This window comes from Paenibacillus pinistramenti, assembly GCF_005869875.1.
Classification (GTDB): Bacteria; Bacillota; Bacilli; order Paenibacillales; family Paenibacillaceae; genus Fontibacillus; species Fontibacillus pinistramenti.
Window position 1 is genome coordinate 67,862 of sequence record NZ_VAWG01000003.1, and the last position, 24,356, is coordinate 92,217.

At 52.4% G+C, this 24,356-nt stretch carries 25 protein-coding genes and 1 riboswitch; of the genes, 5 read left to right on the plus strand and 20 right to left on the minus strand.

What is annotated here, in order from left to right:
* Positions 1–13: 13 nt before the first annotated feature.
* Together metA and FCN15_RS19130 are read right to left on the minus strand one after the other, a co-directional pair.
* A complete protein-coding gene (gene metA, locus FCN15_RS05960; protein WP_138494096.1) occupies positions 14–970 on the minus strand; it encodes a homoserine O-acetyltransferase MetA in 957 nt (318 codons plus the stop codon).
* Between the two features lie 122 nt (positions 971–1,092).
* Positions 1,093–1,223: riboswitch (SAM riboswitch) on the minus strand.
* Between the two features lie 216 nt (positions 1,224–1,439).
* Positions 1,440–1,583: a hypothetical protein gene (locus FCN15_RS19130; RefSeq protein ID WP_162515297.1), complete on the minus strand. Its 144-nt coding sequence runs from the start codon at positions 1,581–1,583 to the stop codon at positions 1,440–1,442.
* A gap of 73 nt (positions 1,584–1,656) precedes the next feature.
* Here FCN15_RS19130 and corA point away from each other — a divergent pair, with 73 nt between their 5' ends.
* A complete protein-coding gene (corA, locus tag FCN15_RS05965) occupies positions 1,657–2,592 on the plus strand; it encodes a magnesium/cobalt transporter CorA (protein WP_138494097.1) in 936 nt (311 codons plus the stop codon).
* Positions 2,593–2,669: 77 nt separating this feature from the next.
* Here corA and FCN15_RS05970 read toward each other — a convergent pair whose 3' ends face one another.
* Positions 2,670–3,680: an HRDC domain-containing protein gene (locus FCN15_RS05970; protein ID WP_138494098.1), complete on the minus strand. Its 1,011-nt coding sequence runs from the start codon at positions 3,678–3,680 to the stop codon at positions 2,670–2,672.
* A gap of 270 nt (positions 3,681–3,950) precedes the next feature.
* Between FCN15_RS05970 and FCN15_RS05975 the strand changes: the two genes are divergently transcribed.
* Positions 3,951–4,253 carry a DUF3055 domain-containing protein gene (locus FCN15_RS05975; protein ID WP_138494099.1) on the plus strand — a complete coding sequence of 101 codons (303 nt, stop codon included), beginning with the start codon at positions 3,951–3,953 and terminating at the stop codon, positions 4,251–4,253.
* A gap of 8 nt (positions 4,254–4,261) precedes the next feature.
* On the opposite strand, the gene FCN15_RS05980 is transcribed toward FCN15_RS05975, so the two are convergent.
* The 10 genes from FCN15_RS05980 to FCN15_RS06025 all read right to left on the minus strand — a co-directional run bounded on the left by FCN15_RS05980 (position 4,262) and on the right by FCN15_RS06025 (position 11,359).
* Complete coding sequence (locus FCN15_RS05980) at positions 4,262–5,413, minus strand: phosphodiester glycosidase family protein (protein ID WP_238996529.1); 1,152 nt, start codon at positions 5,411–5,413, stop codon at positions 4,262–4,264.
* A complete protein-coding gene (locus FCN15_RS05985; RefSeq protein WP_138494100.1) occupies positions 5,410–6,297 on the minus strand; it encodes a 5'-3' exonuclease in 888 nt (295 codons plus the stop codon). Before FCN15_RS05985 ends, FCN15_RS05980 begins: the two co-directional genes overlap by 4 nt.
* Before the next feature lie 79 nt (positions 6,298–6,376).
* Positions 6,377–6,736 carry an arsenate reductase family protein gene (locus FCN15_RS05990; protein WP_138494101.1) on the minus strand — a complete coding sequence of 120 codons (360 nt, stop codon included), beginning with the start codon at positions 6,734–6,736 and terminating at the stop codon, positions 6,377–6,379.
* Positions 6,737–6,741: 5 nt separating this feature from the next.
* Positions 6,742–7,698: an RluA family pseudouridine synthase gene (locus tag FCN15_RS05995; RefSeq protein ID WP_138494283.1), complete on the minus strand. Its 957-nt coding sequence runs from the start codon at positions 7,696–7,698 to the stop codon at positions 6,742–6,744.
* Positions 7,699–7,705: 7 nt separating this feature from the next.
* Positions 7,706–8,272, minus strand: a complete 567-nt coding sequence (locus FCN15_RS06000; RefSeq protein WP_138494102.1) for a cob(I)yrinic acid a,c-diamide adenosyltransferase — start codon at positions 8,270–8,272, stop codon at positions 7,706–7,708.
* A 117-nt stretch (positions 8,273–8,389) separates the two neighbouring features.
* Positions 8,390–8,662: an aspartyl-phosphate phosphatase Spo0E family protein gene (locus FCN15_RS06005; protein WP_138494103.1), complete on the minus strand. Its 273-nt coding sequence runs from the start codon at positions 8,660–8,662 to the stop codon at positions 8,390–8,392.
* Between the two features lie 197 nt (positions 8,663–8,859).
* Positions 8,860–10,071 carry an aminotransferase class I/II-fold pyridoxal phosphate-dependent enzyme gene (locus tag FCN15_RS06010; protein ID WP_138494104.1) on the minus strand — a complete coding sequence of 404 codons (1,212 nt, stop codon included), beginning with the start codon at positions 10,069–10,071 and terminating at the stop codon, positions 8,860–8,862.
* Positions 10,072–10,084: 13 nt separating this feature from the next.
* Positions 10,085–10,585, minus strand: coding sequence for an Lrp/AsnC family transcriptional regulator (locus FCN15_RS06015; protein ID WP_138494105.1), 501 nt, complete (start codon positions 10,583–10,585; stop codon positions 10,085–10,087).
* Between the two features lie 154 nt (positions 10,586–10,739).
* Complete coding sequence (locus FCN15_RS06020) at positions 10,740–11,102, minus strand: spore coat protein (protein ID WP_238996530.1); 363 nt, start codon at positions 11,100–11,102, stop codon at positions 10,740–10,742.
* A 20-nt stretch (positions 11,103–11,122) separates the two neighbouring features.
* A complete protein-coding gene (locus FCN15_RS06025; RefSeq protein ID WP_420819550.1) occupies positions 11,123–11,359 on the minus strand; it encodes a hypothetical protein in 237 nt (78 codons plus the stop codon).
* A gap of 203 nt (positions 11,360–11,562) precedes the next feature.
* Between FCN15_RS06025 and FCN15_RS06030 the strand changes: the two genes are divergently transcribed.
* Positions 11,563–12,762, plus strand: coding sequence for an NAD(P)/FAD-dependent oxidoreductase (locus tag FCN15_RS06030; protein ID WP_238996531.1), 1,200 nt, complete (start codon positions 11,563–11,565; stop codon positions 12,760–12,762).
* A gap of 63 nt (positions 12,763–12,825) precedes the next feature.
* On the opposite strand, the gene FCN15_RS06035 is transcribed toward FCN15_RS06030, so the two are convergent.
* Genes FCN15_RS06035 through FCN15_RS06045 form a run of 3 tightly spaced genes read right to left on the minus strand, consistent with a single transcriptional unit; the run spans position 12,826 to position 16,241 of the window.
* Positions 12,826–13,422, minus strand: coding sequence for a hypothetical protein (locus tag FCN15_RS06035; protein WP_138494108.1), 597 nt, complete (start codon positions 13,420–13,422; stop codon positions 12,826–12,828).
* Between the two features lie 25 nt (positions 13,423–13,447).
* Positions 13,448–13,897, minus strand: coding sequence for a DUF350 domain-containing protein (locus FCN15_RS06040; RefSeq protein ID WP_238996532.1), 450 nt, complete (start codon positions 13,895–13,897; stop codon positions 13,448–13,450).
* On the minus strand, positions 13,881–16,241 hold the full coding sequence (locus tag FCN15_RS06045) for an endonuclease MutS2 (RefSeq protein WP_138494109.1): 2,361 nt from the start codon (positions 16,239–16,241) through the stop codon (positions 13,881–13,883). Before FCN15_RS06045 ends, FCN15_RS06040 begins: the two co-directional genes overlap by 17 nt.
* Before the next feature lie 219 nt (positions 16,242–16,460).
* Between FCN15_RS06045 and FCN15_RS06050 the strand changes: the two genes are divergently transcribed.
* Complete coding sequence (locus FCN15_RS06050) at positions 16,461–16,817, plus strand: phage holin family protein (RefSeq protein ID WP_138494110.1); 357 nt, start codon at positions 16,461–16,463, stop codon at positions 16,815–16,817.
* A gap of 73 nt (positions 16,818–16,890) precedes the next feature.
* Here FCN15_RS06050 and FCN15_RS06055 read toward each other — a convergent pair whose 3' ends face one another.
* Positions 16,891–17,997: a GGDEF domain-containing protein gene (locus FCN15_RS06055; protein ID WP_162515298.1), complete on the minus strand. Its 1,107-nt coding sequence runs from the start codon at positions 17,995–17,997 to the stop codon at positions 16,891–16,893.
* 248 nt (positions 17,998–18,245) lie between these two features.
* On the opposite strand from FCN15_RS06055, the gene FCN15_RS06060 reads away from it, so the two are divergent.
* Positions 18,246–18,626, plus strand: coding sequence for a cupredoxin domain-containing protein (locus FCN15_RS06060; RefSeq protein ID WP_138494112.1), 381 nt, complete (start codon positions 18,246–18,248; stop codon positions 18,624–18,626).
* A gap of 56 nt (positions 18,627–18,682) precedes the next feature.
* Here FCN15_RS06060 and zapA read toward each other — a convergent pair whose 3' ends face one another.
* The 3 genes from zapA to pheS all read right to left on the minus strand — a co-directional run bounded on the left by zapA (position 18,683) and on the right by pheS (position 24,337).
* The gene (zapA, locus tag FCN15_RS06065) at positions 18,683–20,641 is read right to left on the minus strand and encodes a cell division protein ZapA (protein WP_162515299.1); all 1,959 of its coding nucleotides are present in this window, start codon (positions 20,639–20,641) and stop codon (positions 18,683–18,685) included.
* Positions 20,642–20,824: 183 nt separating this feature from the next.
* Positions 20,825–23,266, minus strand: coding sequence for a phenylalanine--tRNA ligase subunit beta (pheT, locus tag FCN15_RS06070; protein WP_138494114.1), 2,442 nt, complete (start codon positions 23,264–23,266; stop codon positions 20,825–20,827).
* Between the two features lie 36 nt (positions 23,267–23,302).
* On the minus strand, positions 23,303–24,337 hold the full coding sequence (gene pheS, locus FCN15_RS06075; protein ID WP_138494115.1) for a phenylalanine--tRNA ligase subunit alpha: 1,035 nt from the start codon (positions 24,335–24,337) through the stop codon (positions 23,303–23,305).
* Positions 24,338–24,356: the final 19 nt, after the last annotated feature.

Below are 24,356 nucleotides of genomic sequence, written 5' to 3' on the forward strand. Positions count from 1 at the left end.
GTCGCTAGTCCCCCTAAATTTGATATTCTTCCTTTTGGCTTTCTTGGATCTTGTTTACCTGGGCATCAATATCATAAGGCGTTTCCTGATACACATAGTAATTCAGCCAGTTGGCAAACAATAAGTTGGCATGAGCCCGCCAGGTCGATCTCGGCGTTTGGGACGGGTCATTCTTCGGAAAATAATTCACCGGAAGGGGGACGTCCATCCCCTTGGCCGCATCACGGTCATATTCCCATTTCAGGGATAAAGGATCGTATTCAGGATGGCCGGCTACAAAAATCTGTCTTCCGTCCCGCGTTGCCACAATGTAGACGCCTGCTTCGTCCGATTCGGACAAAACATCAAGCTCTTCCACCTTCTCGACATCAGCCTTGGCCACTTCGGTATGACGGGAATGAGGAGCCAGGAACAGCTCGTCAAATCCGCGCAGCAGCTTGGTGTTCGGAATATTCACCGTATGCGTGAATACGCCGAAACATTTTTGCGGAAGAGAAGCCTTGGGAATTCCAAAATGATGGTACAGGCCCGCCTGGGCCGCCCAGCAGATATGCATAGTAGAGGTCACATGGGATTCGGTCCAGTCGAAGATCTCCTGAATTTCCTTCCAATAGGTAACATCCTCATAATCGAACTGCTCTACCGGAGCGCCGGTAATAATCATTCCGTCAAAGCGCAGATGTTTGATTTCTTCAAACGTTTTATAGAACTGATTCAAGTGTTCAGCAGAAGTATTTTTGGAGGTATGGGAGCCGGGATGAAGGAGCACAAATTCAACCTGAAGCGGCGTATTGGCCAGCAGGCGCAGGATCTGCTCCTCCGTTGTTTCCTTCGTAGGCATCAGATTGAGAATGGCAATCCGGAGCGGACGGATGTCCTGATGAAACGCCTGGCTTTCGTCCATTACGAAAATATTTTCATTCGTCAATACTTCTTTCGCTGGTAAAGAATCGGGAATCTTGATTGGCATTTTACAGTTCACTCCTCTTCGTTCGCTTGAGCGGCAATCTTAGGAAGGATGAGGGCATATAGCAAAAATGACCTTCCTCGTAAAATCGAGAAAGGTCATATCATGTCATGGTGTATGCGCCTCTCTCATCTCTCAGAGACTTAAGAATGCCCACTGATGAGCACCATAAGTTCCGCAAGAATTAGCACCGTGCGATTCATCGCCGGTTGCCGGGTTTCATCGGGCCAGTCCCTCCACCTACTCTTGATAAGATTTCGCTGTATTCAATTTAGGAAATACGTTCATGAAAACGTAACAATCTATGCAATAAATTTATAGCATAAGACGCCTTTCGTCAAGCAAATAATAAGAGCAAAACTCGCGTAAATCCGGTACCTTTCGGCCTTGACTGCCATATGCTGGCGTATAGCTTCGGCAAGCATGATTTCGCTTGAAAATTTTCATAGCCCGGCGTTATACTAAACAAGTGTCAAAAGTCCAGTTTGAAGTAGAGGTGAACGGAAATGGAAGGCGACTCTAGTCCGCAGAGCAAATCCCCAAGGGCAATAACAACCACACAGGATTCATTCGGCAGAATGCTCTCGGAAGTAGGGGGTTCTTTCGTTACCGGCATTTTCTTCGTGCTGTCTGATTAAGATCAGCCGATGCTGATGTCTCCTGTGTTGATCAACAAAGGAGTGAATCAGATGAAAATTCGCCATGTAAACGCAGGTGTCTTCACAGCGGTGGAGAACCTCGAGGATACACTGGCGGCACCGGCGGAAGGTTTTTACTGGATCGATGCCGACACAGAGGATTTGGACTTGCTCCAGCCCGTATTCGGGCTGCACGATCTTGCGGTAGAAGACTGCTTGAGCGATGAGGAACAGCGTCCCAAAATCGAAATTTACGAAAGCCATTATTTTATTGTAGTTAACAGCATCCGTTTTGATGATGAAGAAATTTTTCTGCGTGCGCTTAACGTCTTTCTGGGCCGTCATTATATTATTACGGTAACGAAACAGAAGCTCAACGAGCTCCGGGCCGTCAAGCCTATATTATGGGAGCAGGAGGTCAGCGAGCCGGACCGGTTCCTGTATCTGCTCATTGACCTTGTTGTCGATAACTATTTCACGGTCGGTGACCGGATTGAAGATAAGATCGAGAAGCTGGAAGAAGATATTCTCGTTCATACGAAGCGTTCGCACCTGAACGAAATTATCGGGCTGCGGAGTGAAATTCTATGGCTGAAGAAAATGCTTGGCCCGCAAAAAGAAGTGATTAACGTCCTCAATAAGAAAGACCTGCGCCTCATCGACGATCAGCTGCAGAAATATTTCAGCGATATCTATGAAAATGCGGTCAAAATCTCCGAGAACTTTGATACCTTCCGCGAACTCATGGGCAACTTACGAGAAGCTTACCAGTCCAGTATTGCGAACCGTGCGAACGAAATCATGCGTGTGTTTACCGCAATTACTACGATCTTTATCCCGCTGACGCTGATTACGGGCATTTACGGAATGAACTTTGATAATATGCCGGAAGTGCATACGGAGTACGGTTATTTTATCGTGCTGGGAATTATGCTGGCGCTCGGTCTCGGCATGTTCTATCTGTTCCGGAAGAAAGACTGGATTTGAAAGCATTTATTTATAACGATTAAGTCAAGGGCGAGGCGCATCCGTAACTTTCGGAGGCAGACCTCGCCCTTATTGGTTTATGCGCTCTGCACTTTGCTTTGTGCTTCCCTGCGGTGCCGGATGCGCATTAACCGCAGCCATTCGTAGCGCCGCTCGAGATCCGGGCCGCCCTGCTGCATGGCTTCGCTCCCGTACACCTGCTGCATTACAGGCTTGAGCAGGGCGTCGCCTAATGCCAGATAAGCCTCCCGGATAGCACTCTGCTCCAGATCCGGCAGGCCGGACAGCTCACGCTCAACCAATTCCTGCGTGTCATAGCCTTCCTTCTCCAGCTGCTCCAGCTGTTCAATCGCTTCCCGTCTGGATAGGCCCGTGCTTTCCTGAATCTGCTCAAGGCTGTATCCTTCCCCTATTCCCTCGAGCAGCCGCTTTCTCATTGCGGAGCGCTCAATTTCTGCTTTATAGCGGGCTTCCTTCTGCCTGTAGGTCCAGCTGCGGAAGGTCTCTTCGTCCAGCTCCTGCTCCACCCAGTCCAGCGGAAAATGCCAGTCCCTTTCATAGGCAGCCGTCACCGCAAGCATCTCTTCTCCGTATTCCGCGGCCTTGACCTCGCCAAGCCCGGGAAGCTGCGTCAGCTCTTCCTTTGTCTTCGGCAGAAATGCGCTGATCAGGCGGAGCAGCCGGTTGCTTGCGACCAGGTATGGAGCCTTGCCGGCCGCTGCAGCCTTCCGGCGCCGCCAGGCAGACAGCTCCAAATAAATCTCCTCGCTGCCGTTTAATTCGCTGTAGCAGTACAGCTTCTGGGCAGATGTGCCCCTGATGCCTTCATCCTCATGAAAAATGCCGCTGATCACCGGACGGAATCCGTCTGACAGCTTGGCTGCCAGCTGATACCGGTAGTGGCTGAGCATATCCGACCACGAGCCGCCTTCGTACCAAAGCTGGCCCTTCCCGCCTGCTGCTCCTTCTTCATCCCAGCCAATCCGCCAAAGCCCGCCTTCCTCGCCAATCCAAACCTGTGCGGTATCTGCAAGCTCAGGTCTGTTCTGCTGCCTTCTCTCCATTGTGTTTAAAAATACGATACGCATCCTTACACCTCCTTATATTCAGCACACTTCCCTGGACCGTGTCTTCTGAGAACACAAAAAAGCACCTCTCCTGCATGCAAGAGAGGTGCTTCCCCGATAGACGTATACTGTTGTAAAACATGATACCATATTTTTCCTAACAGTCAATAGAAAGGCTTTCCTTTTCCGAAAGCGCTTTTTTAGCTATAATATACGACGATATGGCGATATGACGATATGCAGGTAAATATAAGAAGAATAATATGAATAATAATTAGAGGAGGCACTTCCATGCACTCATTTGATCACGATCTTGATTATCTGTCGGACAGCACCGAGCAGACGTCCACCCGCTTTGTAACCTTTATCGGCCCGTCCTTAAAACGGTTTGATCTGGCTGTAACCACAACCAGCCGGTTCTACGGCAAGAAGCTCGTCGCCGATCTGCAAAACGGCAGAACAGCCATTCTCGGCTCCGACGATCTGGTGACCGAAGGTTATCTGTCCTCCATCTACGGACTGACCGAAGAGGAGGAGGCTGAGCTCGCCGGCTTCCTGCATCAGGTGCTTGGAGAGCCGCATTTTACGGATTGACGGCTTACTTATTTCGTCACTTGACTGCCGAATACCAGCATGCTGCTGAGCAGCCGCCCTGCCGGGGTCAGCGTTTTGCCTCCGGCATACAACCCCGTGGAGGCTCCTCCGTCCAGGTTCATCGCCTGCTTGGCTCCTAACGCCTTCATGACAGACGCCCACTGCGTCATCGTTGCACCATTCACCGTCGCCAGCAGAATGGAGCCGTCCGGCAGGATGGCAATTCCGCTGCGGGCCGCGGATGCCGTCAATATTTTCTGATCGGTGAAGCCCTCCGCTTTCGCATTCAGCGTAACTATTCCATCCGTAACCAGTCTTGGACCGGCGCCGACCGCCGTCTGCACATCCGACCAGTCCAGCGTTGTCCCCGCCTGGTTGGTGTAAGACATACTCCACTCTGCACGGCTTCCCACGGTGAAGCGCTCCGCCATCGTCTTCTCTGTACCGCTGAACACTAGCACAAATCCATCCTTCGGGATAGCGGTGTTCGCATTGGCTGCCTTGCGGGTCACCACTCCCGCGCTGACCGTAACAGCGATGCCGCCGTTGAAGCCAACCTTTGAACCTCTGTCAGGCGTAAACAGGATCGTATTATTCGCCCCTGCATCCGGTGTCCGGTTAACGAAAGTCGCGTACCAGCTCTTCGCCCTGTCGTCCGTTCCCGTAACCTTGCCCGTTAAGGAAGGCCGCACGGTATCCATAACGGCAGTTCCGTCCCGGCGGAAGCCTATCGTAGTGCCGTAACGCCCGATATGGGCGATCTGTCCATTAATAATCAGCGTGCCGTAAGGATCAGCCGGGCCGCCGTAGGCGTTAAAGAACGCCCCGTTAATGGCGGCTTCCGCCTTGTAGCTCTTGACGATTGAAGCCAGGGTGTCCGTTTGGCCGACCTGGCGTTTGGCCAGCCCCACCGTCACTGGCGTGCCCTTCGGGATCTTGACCGTGCGGACAGTGAAGGTTGTCCCTGAAACTTTGACGGTCCGGACTGCAGCCTGAATCGAGCCTGCCGCGTCCGCCGGCTGGGGAACCGCTGAAGCTGCCTGAAAGAGAAGAATCGCTGCGGCTGCGGTCAGGAGGCTGCGCCGCAAGCTTTTTCGCGGGAATTTGGAGGATATATACTTAGACTTAAACTTAAACCCTTTGGTAAACAGGAAGCTCAAAGCGCCTCTACTCCCATCCAGGAGCAGATGCTCTTCATCTCCAGCTCTTCAAACTTGGACACGACCGCATGCGGATCAAGCGACCAGAGGCACGCCTCCAGATCGCATACCAGCTCAATGTCACAGCGGATGGATGCCAGGTCCCTTGAAAGATGCAGCATCTCAAGATCGGCTTCAATCTTTGTGCGTATGCCCTTGGACAGCTTATCCAGATTGGCCAGAATTCCTTCCACGTTCTCGAATTCCTGGACAAGCTTCAGCGCCGTTTTCTCGCCAATGCCCCGCACACCGGGATAATTATCGCTCGGATCGCCCATCAGGCCTTTAATATCAATAATCTGGGCAGGCGTAAGCTGCCGTTCTTCGAACAGGCTTTGCGGCGTGTATACGAAGTAGTTGCCGTGGCCTTTTTTCATAATGGCAATGCTTGTCCGCTCGTTAATCAGCTGAAGCATATCATGGTCACCCGTCAGCACAATCACGTCCATCGACTGGCTGTACTGCGCGGCCAAGGTGCCAATGCAGTCGTCCGCCTCATATCCCTCCGAGCTGATGTTCGGCACTCCGAGGCTGTCCATCACGTCCCGAATAACGCTGAACTGCGGAATCAGGTCATCCGGCGCTTCCGAGCGGTTGCCTTTGTAGGCAGGGTACTGCTGCGTGCGGAAGGTTTTACTGCCGAGATCCCAGCAGCAGGCGACATGGGTCGGCGCAAATTTCTCCACAGCATCCCAGAAGTAACGCATAAAGCCATATACGGCGTTTGTCGGCAGCCCCGCTTTTGTCCGGCGGATATAGCCCGTTACCGCGGAAGCGTAGTAGGCCCGGAACATCAAAGCCATTCCATCCACCAGCAGCAGGGTTTCTTGCTTGCTTTCGGTCAATTCTCTCTCTCCTTATAAAAATGATAGTTTAAAGCACGATCTGTCTTTAACCAGCTGTCTTCTATACTACCATAGTTCCTCAGCCCCATACGGCGGCAAATTCATCCTCTTTGAATCCGACGGTTACCCGTTCGCCGTCTGTGACAACCGGCCGCTTAATGAGCATCCCGTTAGACGCTAACAGCTCCAGCTGCTCTTCTCTTGAGAGTCCGGGCAGCTTATCCTTCAAGCCCATGCCCCGGTACACCTCGCCGCTGGTGTTGAAGAACTTCTTCAGCTCAAACCCGCTCTGAGTGACCAGATGGTCCAGCTCAGCGGGGGATGGCGGCGCCTCCACAATATGACGCAGGTCCAGCTCATGTCCATGGGACTGCAGCCATTTCACCGCATTCCGGCAGGTGCCGCATTTGGGATAGTGATAAACCGTAAGCTTGCTCATGTTCTCTACCTCTTCTTCTTTAAAAATTGCTGCAGCTGCACCATATCCGGCGGAAAAGGCGCAGTAAACCGCACCTCTTCACCCGTAAGAGGGTGCACAAAGCCAAGCTGCTCGGCATGCAGCGCCTGCCGGCCGATGGCCGCGTCCAGCTCCGCGGCGGCTTCACGCTGCGGCTCAGGGAGCGCGAGCGTGTCATAGCTGTACATCTTGTCGCCGATCAGCGGACAGCCGATGGAGGTCATATGGACCCGGATCTGATGGGTCCGGCCGCTCCCCAGCTGCAGCTCTACGAGCGAGCTGGCTGCGCAGCTCTCCCGCACCTTGTACAGCGTCAAAGCGGGATACCCGCTTTCGGTGACGATCCGGCGGTGCGGATCCAGGGGATCGCGGTCAATCGGACCGTCGATCCTGCCCTCTGCGGCGGGCGGGGTGCCGTGCACGAGCGCCGTGTACTTTTTCAGCACGGTTCCGGCAATCATCTGCTCTGAAATATGCTGGTGAACGTAGGCGTTCTTGGCAACGGCCAGCACACCGCTTGTCTCCTGGTCCAGCCGGTGGACCGGACGGAAGCGGAACCGCTCCCCGCGCTCCTGCCAGTAATAAACGACGCCGTTGGCCAGCGTCTCCGTATAATGGCCGTGGGTCGGATGGACGATGATGCCCGGCTGTTTGTTAATGATGAGCAGCGCTTCGTCCTCGTACAGGATTTCGAACGGAATAGGCTGGGGCAGGATGTCCTCCGATGTCTCCTGCTCCAGCCGGATCGCAACTTCATCGCCTTCCTTGACCTTAACGCTGATATATTCCCGCACTCCATTTAACGTGATCCCAAGCTCGGTCAGCTTCAGGCGCGACATCAGCTTGCGTGAGACCCCGAGCCTTCTGCTCAGCACGGTCTTAAGCAGCCAGCCCTCTTCAGCAGCCGTGACCGAATAAGTAATCGGACTATAATAATCGTTCATAATCGGGTTATCGAAACACCTTTCCGCTGCGTTCATATTCGGTCTCCGGAACACTCGCTTTCACGTTCGCCAGCCGGGCCGCTGTGAAGAAATAATCGGACAGACGGTTCAAATACCGGATCACTTCGGCATTGCTCTCCGTTTCGGCATCGGCCGCCAGGGAAATGACGCGGCGTTCCGCCCTCCGGCATACCGTCCTGCAGACGTGAAGAGACGCGGCCAGCAAGGATCCTCCCGGCAGAATAAACCGCTCAAGCGCGGGCAGCTCCTCCTCCCAGGAGTCAATCCAGGCTTCGAGATTCTGGACCAGTCCGGAATGAACCTTAAAGCCCTGCTCGGCGGGATTCACATAAGCCAGATCCGACCCGCAGTCAAATAGTTCATGCTGAATCCGGATCAGCTGCTCCTTCAAAGGCGCAAACTCCCCGCTGTCTGCAAGGGCGGCTGCCTGGCCGGCAAAGCTGTTTAGTTCATCCAGAGTGCCGTAGGCTTCCACTCGCAAGTCGTCTTTGCGGACTCTTCCGCCAATGACCGAGGTTTGTCCCAGGTCACCCGTGCGCGTATACATTTTCATCGCTTGAAGCCCTGCCTTTCTATGTCTTTAGCCGTATTCAACAAAAAGAAGACCCCGATTAACAGGATCTTCCCACATCATATCACAAATCATCCTATCGCAAATTTACAATCCGGATTATTGGTTCCATTGGCCGCTTCGGGCCTTCATGTATTCGTTAATTTTAAGATCCAGAAGGGTGCTGATCTCAACGACAATATCTGACGTAAAAGACTGCTCCTCCATAAAAATCTTCTCCATCCTGCTTCTAAGCAGTCTGATTTCATCCTCCAAGGAGAGCTTACGGGCCGGAGTGGAGATGCTTTGGTTCTCAAACATCCAATTGTTACTGCTGTTCTCAGCAAGCATACTTCCAATATAATTAGGCAAATTGTATTCCCCGCAACTCATTGTCCCACTCCTCCTTGAATGATTCCCTTGCCCTTCCTTGGGCAGAACAAAACACAAAATTAACATAACTTAACATAACCTAGCCTAATTTAACAGCAATAAATAAACTTAAAAAAAGCCCTCGAACACTAATTATAACACGCCGCACATCCAGTGTTCAATTAAAAATTGAAACTTTTGTAAATTTGTCTGAAAGCTTATCCCAGCTTACGGACAAATTCGCCAATCCGGTGGATCGCTTCGTTCAGCTGAGAGACCGAGGTTGCATAGGAGCAGCGCAGGTACCCTTCTCCGCCGAGTCCAAACACATCTCCCGGAACAGCCGCCACTTTAGCTTCCCTCAACAGGCGCTGTGCGAATTCATCAGAGCTGAGCCCGGTTAACTGGATGCTCGGAAACGCGTAGAAGGCACCCTGCGGTTCGTGGCATTCCAGGCCGATATCCCGGAATCCTTGAACCACAAGCCGGCGGCGCTGGTTGTAGGAATCGACCATCCGGTCCTTCTCCTCCATGCCGTTCGTTAACGCTTCAAGCGCGGCCACCTGCCCCATTGCCGGCGCACACATAATGGTGTACTGGTGGATCTTGAGCATCGCAGAGATCAAATCGGGATGTCCGCAGACATATCCCATTCTCCAGCCGGTCATTGCAAAAGCCTTCGAGAATCCGCTGACCAGAATTGTTCTGTCTCTCATGCCGGGTACAGAAGCGAAGCTGACATGCTTCCCTAAGTAAGTGAGCTCGGCGTAAATTTCATCCGAAATGACAATAAGGTCATGCTTCTCCACTATTTTGGCAATCGGCAGCCAGTCCTCATAAGTCATAATGCCGCCCGTCGGATTGCTTGGATAGCTGAGCACCAGCACCTTGGATTTCGGCGTAATGGCCGCTTCCAGCTGCTCGGCTTGGAGCTTAAACTGGTCCTTGGCGAACGTCTCAATCCCGACTGGGACTCCGCCGCTGATGGTGGTGATCGGAGAATACGTAATATAGCTTGGTTCAGGAATTAAAATTTCATCGCCGGGCGAGATAAGCGCGCGCAAAGCAAGGTCAATCGCTTCACTTCCGCCGACCGTTACCAGGATTTCATCCTTGGGTTCATAGGCGACGCTGAAATTGTCATACAAATATTGAGCGATAGCTTCGCGCAGCTCGGGGGTGCCGGAATTGGAAGTATACCGGGTAAAACCGCGCTCCAATGAATAAACGCAGGCTTCCCGAACATGCCACGGAGTCACAAAGTCGGGTTCTCCCACGCCAAGCGTAATGATGTCCTTGTTTCCGCTCACCAGATCAAAGAACTTCCGGATACCCGAAGGCTGGATCTGACGAACCTGCGGGGCCAGATAATCCAGCATGGATTTCTTCTCTTCAGTACGGTCTGTTTTATTATCAGAGTTCACTATCATCTCATTACATCCTTTACGGAGATATCATAAGACGGTGATCTTCTTCATGATCTTCAAAAATAACGCCGTCTTGTTTATATTTCTTCAAAATAAAATGGGTTTTGGTGGACAATACGGATTCAAGGGTGGACAGCTTCTGGGAAACAAAGCTCGCAACGTCCTTCAGGTTGCGCCCTTCCACTTCCACCAGCAGGTCGTAGGCGCCAGACATCAGGTAAACGGATTTTACCTGCGGGTACAAATAGACCCGTTCCGCTATGCTGTCAAACCCTCTGCCGCGTTCAGGTGTTATCTGAACCTCGATCAAAGCGGTCACCTTCTCATCATCCAGCTTGCTGCTGTTGACGACGGTTGCGTATTTAACGATGATATGCTCCTGCTCGAGCTCCTGAATCGCCGTTTTGACCTCTTCCTCGGATGCGCCCAGCATTGTCGCAAGAAGCTCGGGCGTGTACCTCGCATCCTCTCTGAGAAGCTCAATCAGCTTTTGTTTAAGTTCGCTTAATACCTTCATGTGTCCCTCCTAAGCCTGCTGAAGTTTTATTAACTATATTACATGAATTACCGGTTCCTGCAAAGAAAAACCGCCATCCCGTGGAAGATTGTCCAGGTAGGCGGCACTTTAGCATTCAGTAAACGATAGATTCTTCTCCTGCAAAAAAGGTTAGCTATAGAGTAGGGGCCCCGCTCATTTGATTCTGCATAGAAGACATTTGGGCACCCATGCTGCCGGCCATTTGCTGCTGAACAAACTGCTGATCCTGGGCCATTGTCTGCTGGGCAGACTGCAGCCGCTTCGAAACTTCCTGGCGTCCTGCCTTTGATACTCCGCTGTACATATTGTTGCTTGCCATCAGCTGATACATGTCCCCCTGAAGCTTCAAGGTGCTGTCGGTCAGCTGGGTGAACATCTGGCGGACCATCGGACAGGAAGATTCGGTTGCAGCTGTAGCATACTCGCGGACCGAACGCCGCAGATCGGCAAGGGTGGTGCCAAGAAGGTCTTTTTCGGTAAGCAGTTGATTTGTCATCATCATCTCTCCTTATCCCTTTATTGAACCTGCGCAGGCGCAAGCTGCTCATGCTGACGAAGACAGTCGGACAGCATTTGCATATGCTGCTCATGCGTTTGTACATACTGTTGGCAGGCTTGACGAACCGCCTGGTTCTGAGACTGGGCCGCAATTGTGCTGCACAGCTTGATCTGCATGCTCTCATTGGAAATACAGTCTGCGATATACTCCAGCTCTTTGCAGGACAAAGCCTGCATTTGTTGATTGTTGTTCACCTGATTCATCCTCCTTTGTAAAATGAACACAGCTTATTATGTCCCTTATCCTGGGCATTATGTTAGATTAACCGAGGTTCCGTCAAAGGCGGGCTGTTCCTTACAAATGCTGTTCACAAATGCTGTTCATAAATGCTGTTCATTACTTAAGAAAGGTTGTGGATTAAATGCTGCTTCATTCGGGAACTTTATATTGGCCGGCAATGGCAGGCCAGGTACACCAGTATCCCTCCCTTTCCCGGAACGTTCAGTGTGAAGTGCTGATCATTGGAGGCGGATTAAGCGGAGCACTCGCCGCCTGTACGCTGGCCAAATCCGGAAGGCAGGTGATCCTGCTTGAGAAGCAGCGGATTGCCTCCGGCAGCTCCAGCGCAAACACCGGTTTGATCCAGTACACCAGCGACAAAACGCTGACTTCCTGCATACATACCTTTGGCGAGGAACAAGGCGTCCGCTTTTACAAATCATGCCTTGATGCGGTCAAAGGGCTGCTGGACATGGATAGAGAGCTTGGCGGCGCTGGCGAAATGTTCCCCCGGAACAGCCTGTATTTTGCCAGCAGTGATGAGGATTTGGCTGATCTGTACGAAGAATATGAAACCCTTCACCGGTATGGTTTGCCAGCTGAGTGGCTGAACCGCGGGGAGATCGCAAGCCGGTTTCCGTTCGCCAAGCCGGGGGCTATCTACACATCCGGGGATGCGGAGCTGAATCCTTACCGCCTGATCCACGCCTTAATGACCTCTGCAGCCGCAAAGGGAGCAGAAATTTATGAGAACAGTCCTGTGACCGGCTTCCACCATGAGGGCAATCATGTCCGCTGCAGGAGCGGAGAACATGTCATTACCGCAAATCATGTCATCATTGCAGCCGGTTATGAATCGCAGGAAATCCGAAGAGACCGCGGGGCTTATCTGACGCAGTCCTTCGCTCTTGTAACCGAACCCGTTTCGTTTCTGGATCAGTGGCATGAAAAATGTCTGATCTGGGAATCTGCCCGTCCCTATCTTTATTTGCGGACGACTCCCGATCACCGGATTATCGTGGGCGGTCTGGATGAGCAGCTGAGCCCGTCAGGCTTGGATGAAGCCCGCTTCAGAAGCCGGAGCGAAGTACTGCTGGAGCGGCTCGCGGAGCTTTTTCCTCAAGCTGCCGGGGTCAAAGCGGAATATGCCTGGGGAGCCGTCTTCGGGCAGAGCCGGGACGGACTGCCGTTTATCGGAGAACATCCCGATTATCCGGGCTGCTGGTTTATGGAGGGGTACGGCGGGAACGGGGCCGTCTACAGTTATATCGCCGCCAGGCTGATTACGCAGGCCATAATGGGAGAGCGCAGCCCGGATTTGGAGCTGTATGCGCTGAAGCGGTCCTCCAGGCCGTCGCCTGCCCGCAGCAGGTCATAAAAAAACGCCCCTGTGAAGGGGCGTCCTAAGACTCAGATTGCGCCGTCTGTGCTTAAACGAAAATTATTCGTTCTCTGCGGCTTTCTGCACCTGACTTGCAAAACGTACACGGTCTTCATCAGCCAGAAAAGTGCTGATATGAAAGCAAGAAGGACAAACATATACGTTCATGCGGAAAGGAGCTTCAAGCAAGGAGTGCTTCATTCCGGCAGGAATGATCGAGCTGTAAACGTCCGGCTCCACCTGATTTTGTCCGCTGTGAATCATATACTCCCGGCAGTGCGGGCACTCCGGCATTTGATCCTGAACCTCCAGAATTCTGCCAATGGCGGACTCGTAAGCAAGCAGATCTGTTTCACCGCCTGGCAGAGAAGGCAGCCGGGTTAAACCCTGCGATTGAGTTCTGTAGCCTGCTTCCTCATCTTCTTCCTCCCAAGAGCTTTCTTCCGAATCGGATTCCGAATGATGCTGATGCTGATGCTGATGACGATGCTCTTCTTCAAACTCCTCATCAAGCTCCTCTTCATCTTCGCCTAAAGTCACGCTCAAAGTCCGGTAACCTTTCAGCTCATTTTGGCAGTGCGGGCATTCTTCCTCCGGGCCGATCTCCTCGTCCCATACAATTTCGGTCTGGCACCATGGACAAATGGTTGTCTCCATCTTTCTTCATTCCTTCCTACTTTGTCTAGACTAAACACGCTGCAATCACAAGCGCCAGCGGGATCGAGATGGTCATCGAGATGACCCCTGCCGCCGTATTCCGCGCCCGGATCTCTTCGTCAATTTTAAATACGGGGGTGAAAAATTCAAATAACAGATACACGATAAAGAGCAGTAATGTGCCCAGACTGGACCACAGGATAAATTCATTTATCCCGGGGTAAGCAGCCGCAGAGCGGAGAATAACGCAGATTCCTGCGATCTTCCCCCCTGTTGCCAGCGCGGCCGCCATATTCCCGGAGGCAATCTCTTCCCAGCAGTTGTAAGACGTGAGCGCTTCGAAACAGGCCAGAAATACCACCAGCTCCAGAACGGCTAACGATAATATTCCTACGGTATGTCCAAATGGAAATGCCAGCAGCTGATCAATCGTGTCCAGGGCAACTACCCCCTCGTGCCTATTTAAGCTCGGCAACCGTGACGCCTGCGCCGCCTTCCCCGTAATTGCCCAGCCGATAGCTCTTTATATGCTTGTGTCTGCGCAAGTATTCTTGCATGCCCGACCGCAGCACTCCTGTGCCTTTGCCGTGAATAATGTACACCTGACCCAGGTTCGCCAGAAAGGCTTCGTCCAGGAAACGATCCACTTCAATAAGAGCTTCTTCCAGATTGGAGCCGCGCAGATCCAGCTCGGTGCGAACCGAATCGTCTTTCGTTCGTTTCACATTCGTCACCGTTCTCTGCGGAGCCTTGGCTGTCTGATCCTGCGGAATCAGCTCCAAATCATCCAGGCTGACTTTCATCTTCATAATCCCCAGCTGAACGACCGCATCTTTGCCCGCCAGCTCAACGACATGCCCCTTCTGATTCAAGCTGTATACCCGCACTTCATCGCCGGGGCCGATCTGGCGCTGCTTCAGCGCTTTGCGCACGGCCGGAGCTTTCTTGCGCTGCGCCGGAGCAGCTTCATCCAGCGCTTTGCGGGCGGCGATCAGCTTATGCTCTTTGACCGATGCCCCTTCCTCCAGCGCAAGCTTGCGGAGGTCTTCAATGATGGTTTGGGCCTCATCCCGAGCTTTATCGACAATTGCCCTTGCGTCCGCTTCTGCTTTCTCGATCCGTTTATCGCGCTGCTCTTCGAGTTTTTCGAGGTCCTGCTCATACTTGCTCCGGAGACTTTCCATCTCTTTGCGCAGCTTCTCAGCCTGCTCCCGCTCGTGTTCCGCACTTAAACGGTTCTGCTCAAGCGAAGCGATCATATTTTCCACCCTGAGGTCGTCTTCCTTAACCTCTCCCCGCGCGAAGTCTAGGATGGAAGTCGATAATCCGAGTCTCTCGGCAATCGCAAAAGCGTTGCTTCGCCCCGGCACGCCGATCAGCAGCCTGTAGGTCGGGCTGAGCGTGTTCACATCGAACTCCATACTGGAGTTGATGACGCCTTTGCGCTCGTAAGCATAAGCCTTCAGCTCACTGTAGTGTGTGGTAGCAACCATCCGGCAGCCAAGCGAATGAATATAATCCAGAATAGCGATCGCCAGCGCTGAACCTTCCGCCGGGTCAGTCCCTGCACCAAGCTCATCCAGCAGCACAAGGCTCTTTGGCGACATGGTGTTCAAGATGCTGATGATGTTGGTCATGTGGCTCGAGAAGGTACTGAGATTCTGCTCAATGCTCTGCTCATCTCCGATGTCGGCGTAAATAGCATCAAATACGCAGAGCTGGCTGCCGTCTTCAGCAGGAATAAACAATCCGGACATGGCCATTAGGCTGAGCAGTCCAATGGTCTTCAGCGATACCGTCTTACCGCCGGTATTGGGGCCAGTCACGATGATGGAAGTGTAGTGATTGCCGAGTTCGATATCCAAAGGCACAACTTTATCAGCCGGAATCAATGGATGACGGCCCTTCTTGAGCTTCAGGAACCCGCGGTCATTCATGATCGGCAGCGAAGCCTTCATTTCCCGTGCAAGCTTGGCTTTGGCAAATATAAAATCCAGCTCCGCCAGAATATCGCAGTCATAATACAAAAGCTCCGCCTGCTCGCCCACCAACGCAGTCAGCTTCTGCAGAATCACTTCAATCTCGCGTTCCTCAGCCAGTCTGGTCTCGCGCAGCTTATTGTTCATCGCCACAATGGATTCCGGTTCAATAAACAAAGTGGCTCCCGAACCGGACTGGTCGTGCACAATGCCGCCGAAGTAGGAGCGGTATTCTGCTTTAACCGGAATAACAAAGCGGTCGTTGCGGATGGTAATAAGCTGATCCTGGAGCATTTTGGATACATTTGAGGAACGGATCATCGCGTCCAGCTTCTCACGAATCCGGGCTTCGCCGCCGCGCAGCTCACGGCGGATTTGGGCCAAAGCCGAACTTGCCGAATCCAGCACATCCGCATTCTCATCAATGCAGCGTTTAATTTCATCTTCCAGCGCCTTCTGGTCGCTTAAATCCTCCGTCAGACGGAACAGCAGCGGGATCGGATCATTCTCATGAAGCGCAGCAAGATGGCGGCGCACCCGGCGCCCTCCGGACAGGGTTGAGGCGATGCCGTGCAGTTCGTGAGGGCTCAGCGTTCCGCCTATTCTTGCTCTTTTGGCAGCCGGAACAATGTTGACAATTCCTCCGAATGGCGGGGCGCCCTTCAGCCGGTCGACCTTCGCAGCTTCATCTGTCGCCTGCAGCAAATGCTTCACCTGGTCCAGCTCGGTTGCAGGCTTAAGCTCTTTAGCCAGATTCCGCCCGAGCTCCGTCCCGGTATATTGAGCTAAAGTATCTATAATTTTATGGTATTCCATCGTTTTAAGCACTTTTGGATTCACGAAGGTACAGCTCCTTTCGCTTGCAGAAAATAAACCGTGGTCTCTGCAGAACAGCGTTTACTTTCAAACTATATTTATTATAAACAATGCAGGGTCTAAAACACCATTTTAGACGCGTACATAACTTTGCTTCAGACGCGTACATAACTTTGCGCCAATTCGTCCATGCTATAACCGATAACGATATCCGCTAAATCAGTAAAAGGAGGACATTTGGGTATGCATTTCCTTGGACATGTTGTCCGTTTCATTGTTTCCGCATTAGTTCTTCTCGTTGTGGGCTGGCTGGTCCCTCAATTCACAGTAGGCTCGTTCGGAAGCGCGCTGCTGCTCGCTCTCGTAATCGCCCTGCTGGGATGGATTATAGAAGGGATTTTTGGCAAAAGAGTCAACCCGTTTGGACGCGGAATTGTCGGGTTTATCGTCAGTGCCCTTGTCATCTGGCTGGCCCAATTTATGGTGAGCAGCGTTCATGTGTCCGTTATTGGTGCCCTGCTTGCAGCACTGGTCATCGGGATCATTGACCTCTTCATTCCTGTTGCTACTCCATTTAATGCCGCCCATGACCGAAAATAAGTTTAGAGGGGACCATTTATTGTCCTCACGGTTAAACCCCTGGCCTTGCGGGCCAGGGGTTTAAATCATGCACCTACATGTGCATGGTGACCATGCTGCCGAGCTCCTGATAAACAACGACCTTGTTCTTGCCGGAGCGTTTTGCCTGATACAACGAGCCATCCGCATTGCGGAACAGCTTCTCCTTGCCGTCTCCCGAAAAATAACTGCACAACCCGGAGCTGATGGTCACGCTCCGACCTTCCAGCTGCGGCAGAATCATCTGTTCTACCTCCGACCGGATCGCTTCACAGCAGCCTTGAGCCTCTTCAGCAGTTGTATCTGCAAAGATCAAAGCAAACTCTTCTCCGCCATACCGGGCTGCAAAATCATTCGGGCTGATCAGCTTCGTCACCCGGGCAGCCACCTCTTTAAGCACAATATCCCCAACCCAATGGCCGAACGTATCATTGATCATCTTGAAATTATCGATATCCAGCACCGCCAAATGGATAGGAACACCGTTGGCTTCCGCATGCTGAATCAGATTCTCGATATACTCATGAAAGGTCTTGTGATTATAAAGCCCCGTAAGCGCATCAATTTTGAGCAGCTTGTCGGATATGGCCTTCTCGACGATCAGCTTCTGTTCCGACTTCACCAAGCTTTCAACCGCTTTTCGCATTTCCTGCGAACGGATGATAACACTCTGACCGAGCATGGAGCCTATGAGAAGCACAGTCAAGACCAGCACAAAATCTGCGGAATCGAAACTCGTCCATTGCAGAACAGCCGGCACCAGCGTTACAATCAGGTAGAGAACGATGTTTAAAATTGCGAACGATTTCAGGAGCATTTTCTCAAAATAGACCAGGGAAGTCATCAGCGGCATGACTAAAATAATTTCCGAACCGTTCACGATCGGATCCAGCACAAAATAAAAGACATAGCTGAGAACAAGACCGCAGAACAATACGGCCCGCTTCAGATAGACCTTTTTCTCCCGCCTGAGCCAAAGCTCAACGGCACAAAGCAGGAGGACAATAAACAAGTCTACAGATATATAAATTAAGCCATTATTACCCCAGAATCTGCTTGATTCTTTCGATTTAAAGGAAGTCAACCAGGAGATCGCCTCGGAAACAAATAAGAGAAGCGCGGTTAACCAGTAGAAGATCATAATCTTGCGGTTCCATGACAAAGCAGCAAAGTTTTTTTTCGATATCCCGAGAATATAAATCGCCTACTTTAACCTTTAGTGAAGTTAGCAAAACAGCAAAAAAGCAAGATAGAACGCGAAAAGACACCGTTATCCCGTTCATACGAGGTATCACCGTGTCATTTCCCTGTCTATTGGTGAACATCGTTATTATAACGTATATAGCAAGTGTATTTCTATAGCGGGAACGACTAAAATAAAGTGGATGATATTTGAAAAAGAGGTGCCCTATGCAAAAATGTTTTGCCTTCCTGCTGACTGGCCTGATCCTGCTGTCTCTGACGGCCTGCGCAAGAGGAACTAAAGATGCGAGCAGCCAAAATACGGACAAGCCGGACAGCAAGGCCGAGGCCCATTTGAAGGTCAAAGCCGTCAATTACCAATTTGACCAGCAGGTCTATCATCTTAAAGAAGGAGTTCCGGTAGAAATTACGCTGGACAGCGCAGCCGGTAATCATGGCTTAAAAATTCCGGACCTTGACGTCAAACTCGATCAGGCCCACCCTTCAGTCATCATTACGCCGGATAAACCGGGGACGTATGAAATGTCCTGTTCCATTCCGTGCGGCCCAGGGCATAAGAACATGACCGCTCAAGTAATCGTCGAATAATAATCTTGTAAAAGCCAAGCCTGCGGCGGTTAACTCCGAGGCTTGGTTTTTTAGGTTCACTTGGACAGCTGGTCATGTTCCAGCAGTTCAATCCATTCGTTATATTCTCTTTGGAGCTTCGCATATTCCACTTTCAGGCTCTCCAGCTCTTCCTGCTGATTGGAAGCCCGCTCCAGATTCAGTTCTTTCTCGGCCAGAAGCAGACGGTATTCATGCGAGACCATTTCAAACTGATCGCCGATCAGCTGCAGCTGCTCCTGGAGCTTCCTGCTCTCTTCTTCCGAAGCCTCTGCCCGCTTCATGAGCTGCTCCGTTTGTTCACGTCCTGCCGCCGCTTCCTGCTGCCACTCCGTCATTTGACTGCGGAGCTCCTCTTCCGCTTCCAGCCTTGCACGCTCTTTCTGCTCGGCTTCTTCCACCAGGCTCCGCAGGCGTGCAGACTGCTCACGTTCGGATGTGAGCTCAGCTTCCCGTTCATCCACCAGCGCAGCGTATTCTTCCGTTTCACCGGCTTGCTGCTCGAGTGCCGCCTTGAGCGTCCCAACTTCCTGCTGAAGTTCATCTGTCTGACGGCTCAGGTCCTGCGCTTTCTGCATTTCGGATAATGCCTGCTCACCATTGCGTTCCGCAGCCAGCCTCGCTTCTTCAAGCTCATCGGTTAATCCGTTCATCTCTGCAAAGACCTGCGCCAGCTGAGCATCACGCTCCGCTAGCTTCTCCTGCAGCTCTTTAAGCTCCTCCGACAGTTTGTCTCTGTCTGCAGCCCACTTCCGCCGCTCTTCCACCACTGCATCAAGCTCGGAAAGCGCCTGGCGGAGTTCTTCCGCATGCTGGGCAAGGTCTTTTTTGAGATGAGACTGTTCTTCCGCCAGCTGCTCGCGTTCAGCAGCCAGGCTTCGGCGCTCATCCATCATGGATTCTATTTCAGCAAGGGCCTGCTGCAGCTCGCTCTCTCCAGCCGCCGCTGCTTCTTTGACCGACTGCAGCTCCTCCTGGTAAGCGGACAACCCGTTCTCAAGCGCTTCATTATGCTCGGAAGCCTGCTGCAGGCTCTGCTCCAGCCGTTCAACCTCCTGAGTCCGGCTATCTGCCAGCTCCCTCCAGGTCTGCGCATCCTTTGCCGCCTGGGCCGATTCCAAAGACAGCTGCTCTTCACGGCGTCCGGCGCTTTCCATCTGCTGCTTCAGTCTGCGCTTCTCCTCATGGGAGGCTGCGAGGTTGGCCTGGGTGTCTTTGAGCTGCTTCTCCAGGCTTTCCAGCCGGGATTTGTACTGCTGCTCGATCTTGGCCCGTTCCTGTTTATTCTGATTATCCAGCAGGAGAAGTTTATCCTTATGCTGGTTCTCCAGCTGTGTCAGCTTCTCCTTGTGCTGTTGTTCAAGCTTAGCGAGCTCTTCCTTAAGCTGCTTCGCTTCGTTTGAAACGGCCGTCTCCTGACTGCGGGCTTCCTGCAGCTGCTGGATTAATGCAGACTGCGCATCCTTCGACTGCTTCAGCTCCATCTCCAGATTCTTCTGCTGCGCCTCGATCCGCCCTTTAGCGCTCTTCAGATCTCCAGCCATCTTCTCGGCCTCGGCAAGCGCTGCGGATTTCTGCTCGCCGGCTGCCTCCAGCTGCTTCAGGCTGTTCTCCAGCTTTGCGAGCTTGTCTGCCGCTTCAGCTGATTCAGCTTTCAGATGGGAACGCTCCTCCTGCAGGTTTACGTAACGCTCCTGCTGCTTGACTGCCTGTTCCTGGAGAACAGCTATTTCTCTCTTCAGCGCCTCCCTGCTCTCCGCAAGCTCGGAAAGCTGGCTCTGCAGCTCTTCAATTTGAACCGCTTCTTCCGCCATATGAACGGCGGCCAATACCGCAAGCCGCGGGGTATCCAAATACTGATGGGCTTTCGCAATGGCACGCATGCGCTCATCCACATGACTTGCAACCTGCTTCATATATTCGGCGTTACTGCCGACAATTTTATAGGATGTTCCATAAATTTCAACTGCAACACTGACTCGTTCTGATTTAGCCACTACGCTGTGCCTCCTTCGTTCTTCTGTTTGTTCCTGATGTAAATGATGCACGCTCGAAAACGGCATAGCCGTCTTTGTTATAAAGAATCCGAATGAGCTTCAATGCGGGTATGTAAAAAAAGAAAACCGCACGAACCCACTCTTGTAATAAGAGGATTCGATGCGGCCTTCTCTGATTCCTGCCTATTTTCTTAATTCTGCGCCGAAAGTTTGCTCAAGCGCAGCAACAGCGCGTCCGTGCACTTCCGTAATTTCTTCATCGGTAAGCGTACGCTCCATATGCCGGTATACCAGGGACAGAGCGATGCTCTTTTTCCCTTCGCCAAGCTTGCTGCCAGTGAACACGTCAAATACCTGAACCTTCTCCAGCAGCTCGCCCGCACTGTCCTCGATTGCTTTGATGAGGCTGGCAGCGGTCACTTCATTTGCTACGACAACTGCAATATCTCTTTGGACGGAAGGGAATCTTGGGAGATCGCGGTATTCGATCGCCCGTGTATCTGCGGTAAACAACGGCTCCAGCTTCAGCTCCGCCACGTACGTATCGTCCAGCTCTTTGCTGCGCTGAAGATCCGGATGCATTTGGCCGAGAACTCCGATCCGCTGCTTGCTGTGGCTGTTATCCAGGAAAATCGATGCCGAACGGCCCGGGTGGAACCCTTCCGGACGGTCTGCCTCATAAGTGATCTGTCCGGTAAGTCCAAGGAAGCCCACTACCGATTCAACCGCCCCCTTAAGGTCATAGAAATCGACTTTGTCTGACGCGGAATTCCATTGTTTTTCCTGGCGGAGCCCTGTGATCAGAATGCCCAGCATCGGAATTTCTTTCGGCTGTACCGTAAGTTCCGGCTCTTCGTTCTGGAATACGGACCCGATCTCAAACAAAGCCAAGTTCTCCTGCTTCCGGTTCCGGTTAAAAACGGCAACGTCCACCAGCTGCGGGATCAGGCTTGTGCGCAGCACACTGCGGTCCTCGCTCATCGGCATGGCCAGCTTGACGGAGTGGCGTCCCTCTCTCAACGCCGGGAACAGCGTTTCAGCCTCCCGGTTGGCAAAAGAGTAGCTGATGACTTCCTGCAGCCCGCCGTTTGTCAGCATCGTGCGGATTCCGCGGCGAAGCAGCTGCGGCTTGGAGTAACCGCCCTGTGTTGTAGGTCCTTCAATCGCGGTTGTCGGAATTTTATCGTAGCCGTATAAACGGGCCACCTCTTCGATCAGATCTACATCGCGGGTAATATCGCCGCGGCGGGTTGGAACCTTCACTTCCAGCACATTATCCGGCAAATCTCCGCATTCGAAGTGCAGTCTTGCCAGAATCGTCTTGGCCTCCAGGGACGAAATCTCGGTTCCCAGGAATTGATTCAGCTTGGTCAGGGATAACGGAATGACGAGCGGTTCGGTTCCGTCTCCGCCGCTTTCCACAATTCCCTGCTGAACGGTGCAGCCTGCATACTCTGCAATCAGCGCGGCCGCCCGGTTAAGCGCCGGAATGACCCGCGCAGGATCTACTTCCTTCTCAAACCGCTGGGAGGCTTCGGAACGCAGTCCAAAGTGACGCGATGCCTTCCGTACGGCACCTCCGTCGAATTTGGCGGATTCCAGCACGATGTTTACCGTATTCTCTGTAACCTCCGAGTTAGCCCCTCCCATTACGCCAGCAAGGCCGATCGGCTTCTCGGCATCTGCGATCAGCAGCGCGCCAGCCGGAACTTTGCGTTCCTGGCCATCCAGGGTTTCAATCGTTTCTCCCTCAAGGGCTGCGCGGACTTCAATTTGGCTGCCTGCAATGCGGTCAGCATCATAAGCATGGAGAGGCTGGCCATACTCCAGCATGACATAGTTCGTAACGTCAACCACATTGTTGATCGGACGGACGCCTGCCGCCATCAGCCGGTTTTGCATCCACTGCGGAGAAGGGCCGATCTTCACGCCGGAAATGACCCGCACGGCAAAATGGCTGCACAGCTCCGGATTGCTTATTTTTACAGAGATCGAATCCGAGGCAAGGGAAGCGTTCTCTGCTACTTTGGCTTCAGGCAGCTTCACATCACGCGCCAGAATGGCACCTACTTCATAAGCCGCTCCCAGCATGCTCAGACAGTCGGAACGGTTCGGCGTCAAGTCGAAGTCCATAATCTGATCGTTCAGATTCAAGATCTGCTCAATCGGAGTGCCGATTGTCGTCTCCGGCGGAAGCACCAGAATGCCTTCCTGCTGGTCCTTTGGCAGCAGCTTGTCGTTCAGGCCAAGCTCCTTGGCGGAGCAAACCATGCCCTGAGACGCTACACCGCGCAGCTTCGCTTTCTTGATCTCCAGGCCGCCGGGAAGCTTCGCTCCAACGAGTGCAATCGGCACCTTCTGCCCGGCGTCAATATTTTTCGCACCGCAGACGATTTGCAGCTCTTCTTCCTGACCGGCATCCACCGTAACCACATTCAGCTTATCCGCATCCGGATGCTTTTCTTTCGTTTTGACATAACCGACTACGACTTTGGTTACCCCTTTGTTCAGGGACTCCACACTGTCAATTTCAATACCGGAACGGGTAATTTGCTCTGCGAGCTCGTTAATATCCACATTTTCCAGCGATATATAATCAGACAACCAAGAGGTTGATACTTTCATTGTTCACATCTCCTTTGGGCTTTGGGCTCCATACAATTAGTGACGGGCGAATTGTTCCAGGAAGCGGATGTCGTTGTTATAGAAATGACGGATATCATCAACGCCGTATTTCAGCATCGCAATCCGTTCTACCCCCATACCAAACGCGAACCCGGTATACTGCTCCGGATCATAACCGCCCATTTCCAGCACACGCGGATGCACCATGCCGCTGCCCAGGATCTCCAGCCAGCCTGAGTTTTTGCATACCCGGCAGCCTTTACCGCCGCACTTCACGCAGGTTACGTCAACTTCAATACTTGGTTCAGTGAATGGGAAAAAGCTTGGACGAAGCCGAATCTGGGTATTCGGCCCAAACATTTTCCGGCTGAACTGCAGCAGTGTTCCTTTCAAGTCGCTCATCCGAATGTTCTTGCCGATCACAAGGCCTTCGATCTGATTGAACTGGAAGGAATGGGTTGCATCGTCATCATCGCGGCGGTACACTTTGCCCGGGCAGATGATTTTTACCGGAACTTCGCCTTCCATCGCTTTCATGGTGCGTGCCTGAACCGGAGACGTCTGCGTACGCATCAGCAGATCCTCGGTCAAATAGAAGGAATCCTGCATATCGCGTGCCGGATGGTTCTTAGGCAGATTCAAGGCTTCAAAGTTGAAGTAATCCGTTTCAACCTCAGGACCTTCCGCAATCGTGTAGCCCATCCCGATAAAAATATCCTCGATCTCCTGGATAATCCGGTTCAGCGGATGCACGCCCCCCTGCTTCAGCGGGCGGCCCGGCAGCGTAACATCCAGCTTCTCAGCAGCAAGGCGGCGCTCCGTTTCAAGCTGCTCAAACTTCTGCTGCTTCTCTTCAATAACAGCTTCAATGGCCCCGCGAACCTCGTTACCCACCTGCCCGATAACAGGACGCTCTTCCGCGCTTAAAGAACCCATTCCGCGCAGGATTTCCGTCAGGGCCCCTTTCTTGCCCAAGTACTTGACTCTCAGATCATTTAGCTGACCGGCATCCGCTGCTCCACTCAGCTCGGACAATGCTTCCTGCTTCAGCTGTTCCAAACGTTCTCTCATGTCAAACCTCCTAATTAAT

Excerpts from the sequence above, each read along its gene's own strand:
- FCN15_RS06020 (WP_238996530.1), bottom strand. The coding sequence starts at position 11,102 with ATGACAAATCAACTGCTTACCGAAAAAGACCTTCTTGGCACCACCCTT.
- pheS (WP_138494115.1), bottom strand. The coding sequence starts at position 24,337 with ATGAGAGAACGTTTGGAACAGCTGAAGCAGGAAGCATTGTCCGAGCTG.
- FCN15_RS06015 (WP_138494105.1), bottom strand. The coding sequence starts at position 10,585 with ATGAAGGTATTAAGCGAACTTAAACAAAAGCTGATTGAGCTTCTCAGA.
- FCN15_RS06035 (WP_138494108.1), bottom strand. The coding sequence starts at position 13,422 with ATGGAGACAACCATTTGTCCATGGTGCCAGACCGAAATTGTATGGGAC.
- FCN15_RS06010 (WP_138494104.1), bottom strand. The coding sequence starts at position 10,071 with ATGATAGTGAACTCTGATAATAAAACAGACCGTACTGAAGAGAAGAAA.
- corA (WP_138494097.1), top strand. The coding sequence starts at position 1,657 with ATGAAAATTCGCCATGTAAACGCAGGTGTCTTCACAGCGGTGGAGAAC.
- FCN15_RS05975 (WP_138494099.1), top strand. The coding sequence starts at position 3,951 with ATGCACTCATTTGATCACGATCTTGATTATCTGTCGGACAGCACCGAG.
- FCN15_RS06005 (WP_138494103.1), bottom strand. The coding sequence starts at position 8,662 with ATGAGTTGCGGGGAATACAATTTGCCTAATTATATTGGAAGTATGCTT.
- FCN15_RS05990 (WP_138494101.1), bottom strand. The coding sequence starts at position 6,736 with ATGAGCAAGCTTACGGTTTATCACTATCCCAAATGCGGCACCTGCCGG.
- FCN15_RS06050 (WP_138494110.1), top strand. The coding sequence starts at position 16,461 with ATGCATTTCCTTGGACATGTTGTCCGTTTCATTGTTTCCGCATTAGTT.
- metA (WP_138494096.1), bottom strand. The coding sequence starts at position 970 with ATGCCAATCAAGATTCCCGATTCTTTACCAGCGAAAGAAGTATTGACG.
- pheT (WP_138494114.1), bottom strand. The coding sequence starts at position 23,266 with ATGAAAGTATCAACCTCTTGGTTGTCTGATTATATATCGCTGGAAAAT.
- FCN15_RS05970 (WP_138494098.1), bottom strand. The coding sequence starts at position 3,680 with ATGCGTATCGTATTTTTAAACACAATGGAGAGAAGGCAGCAGAACAGA.
- FCN15_RS06030 (WP_238996531.1), top strand. The coding sequence starts at position 11,563 with ATGGCAGGCCAGGTACACCAGTATCCCTCCCTTTCCCGGAACGTTCAG.
- FCN15_RS05995 (WP_138494283.1), bottom strand. The coding sequence starts at position 7,698 with ATGAACGATTATTATAGTCCGATTACTTATTCGGTCACGGCTGCTGAA.
- FCN15_RS06000 (WP_138494102.1), bottom strand. The coding sequence starts at position 8,272 with ATGAAAATGTATACGCGCACGGGTGACCTGGGACAAACCTCGGTCATT.
- FCN15_RS19130 (WP_162515297.1), bottom strand. The coding sequence starts at position 1,583 with ATGCCGGTAACGAAAGAACCCCCTACTTCCGAGAGCATTCTGCCGAAT.
- FCN15_RS06060 (WP_138494112.1), top strand. The coding sequence starts at position 18,246 with ATGCAAAAATGTTTTGCCTTCCTGCTGACTGGCCTGATCCTGCTGTCT.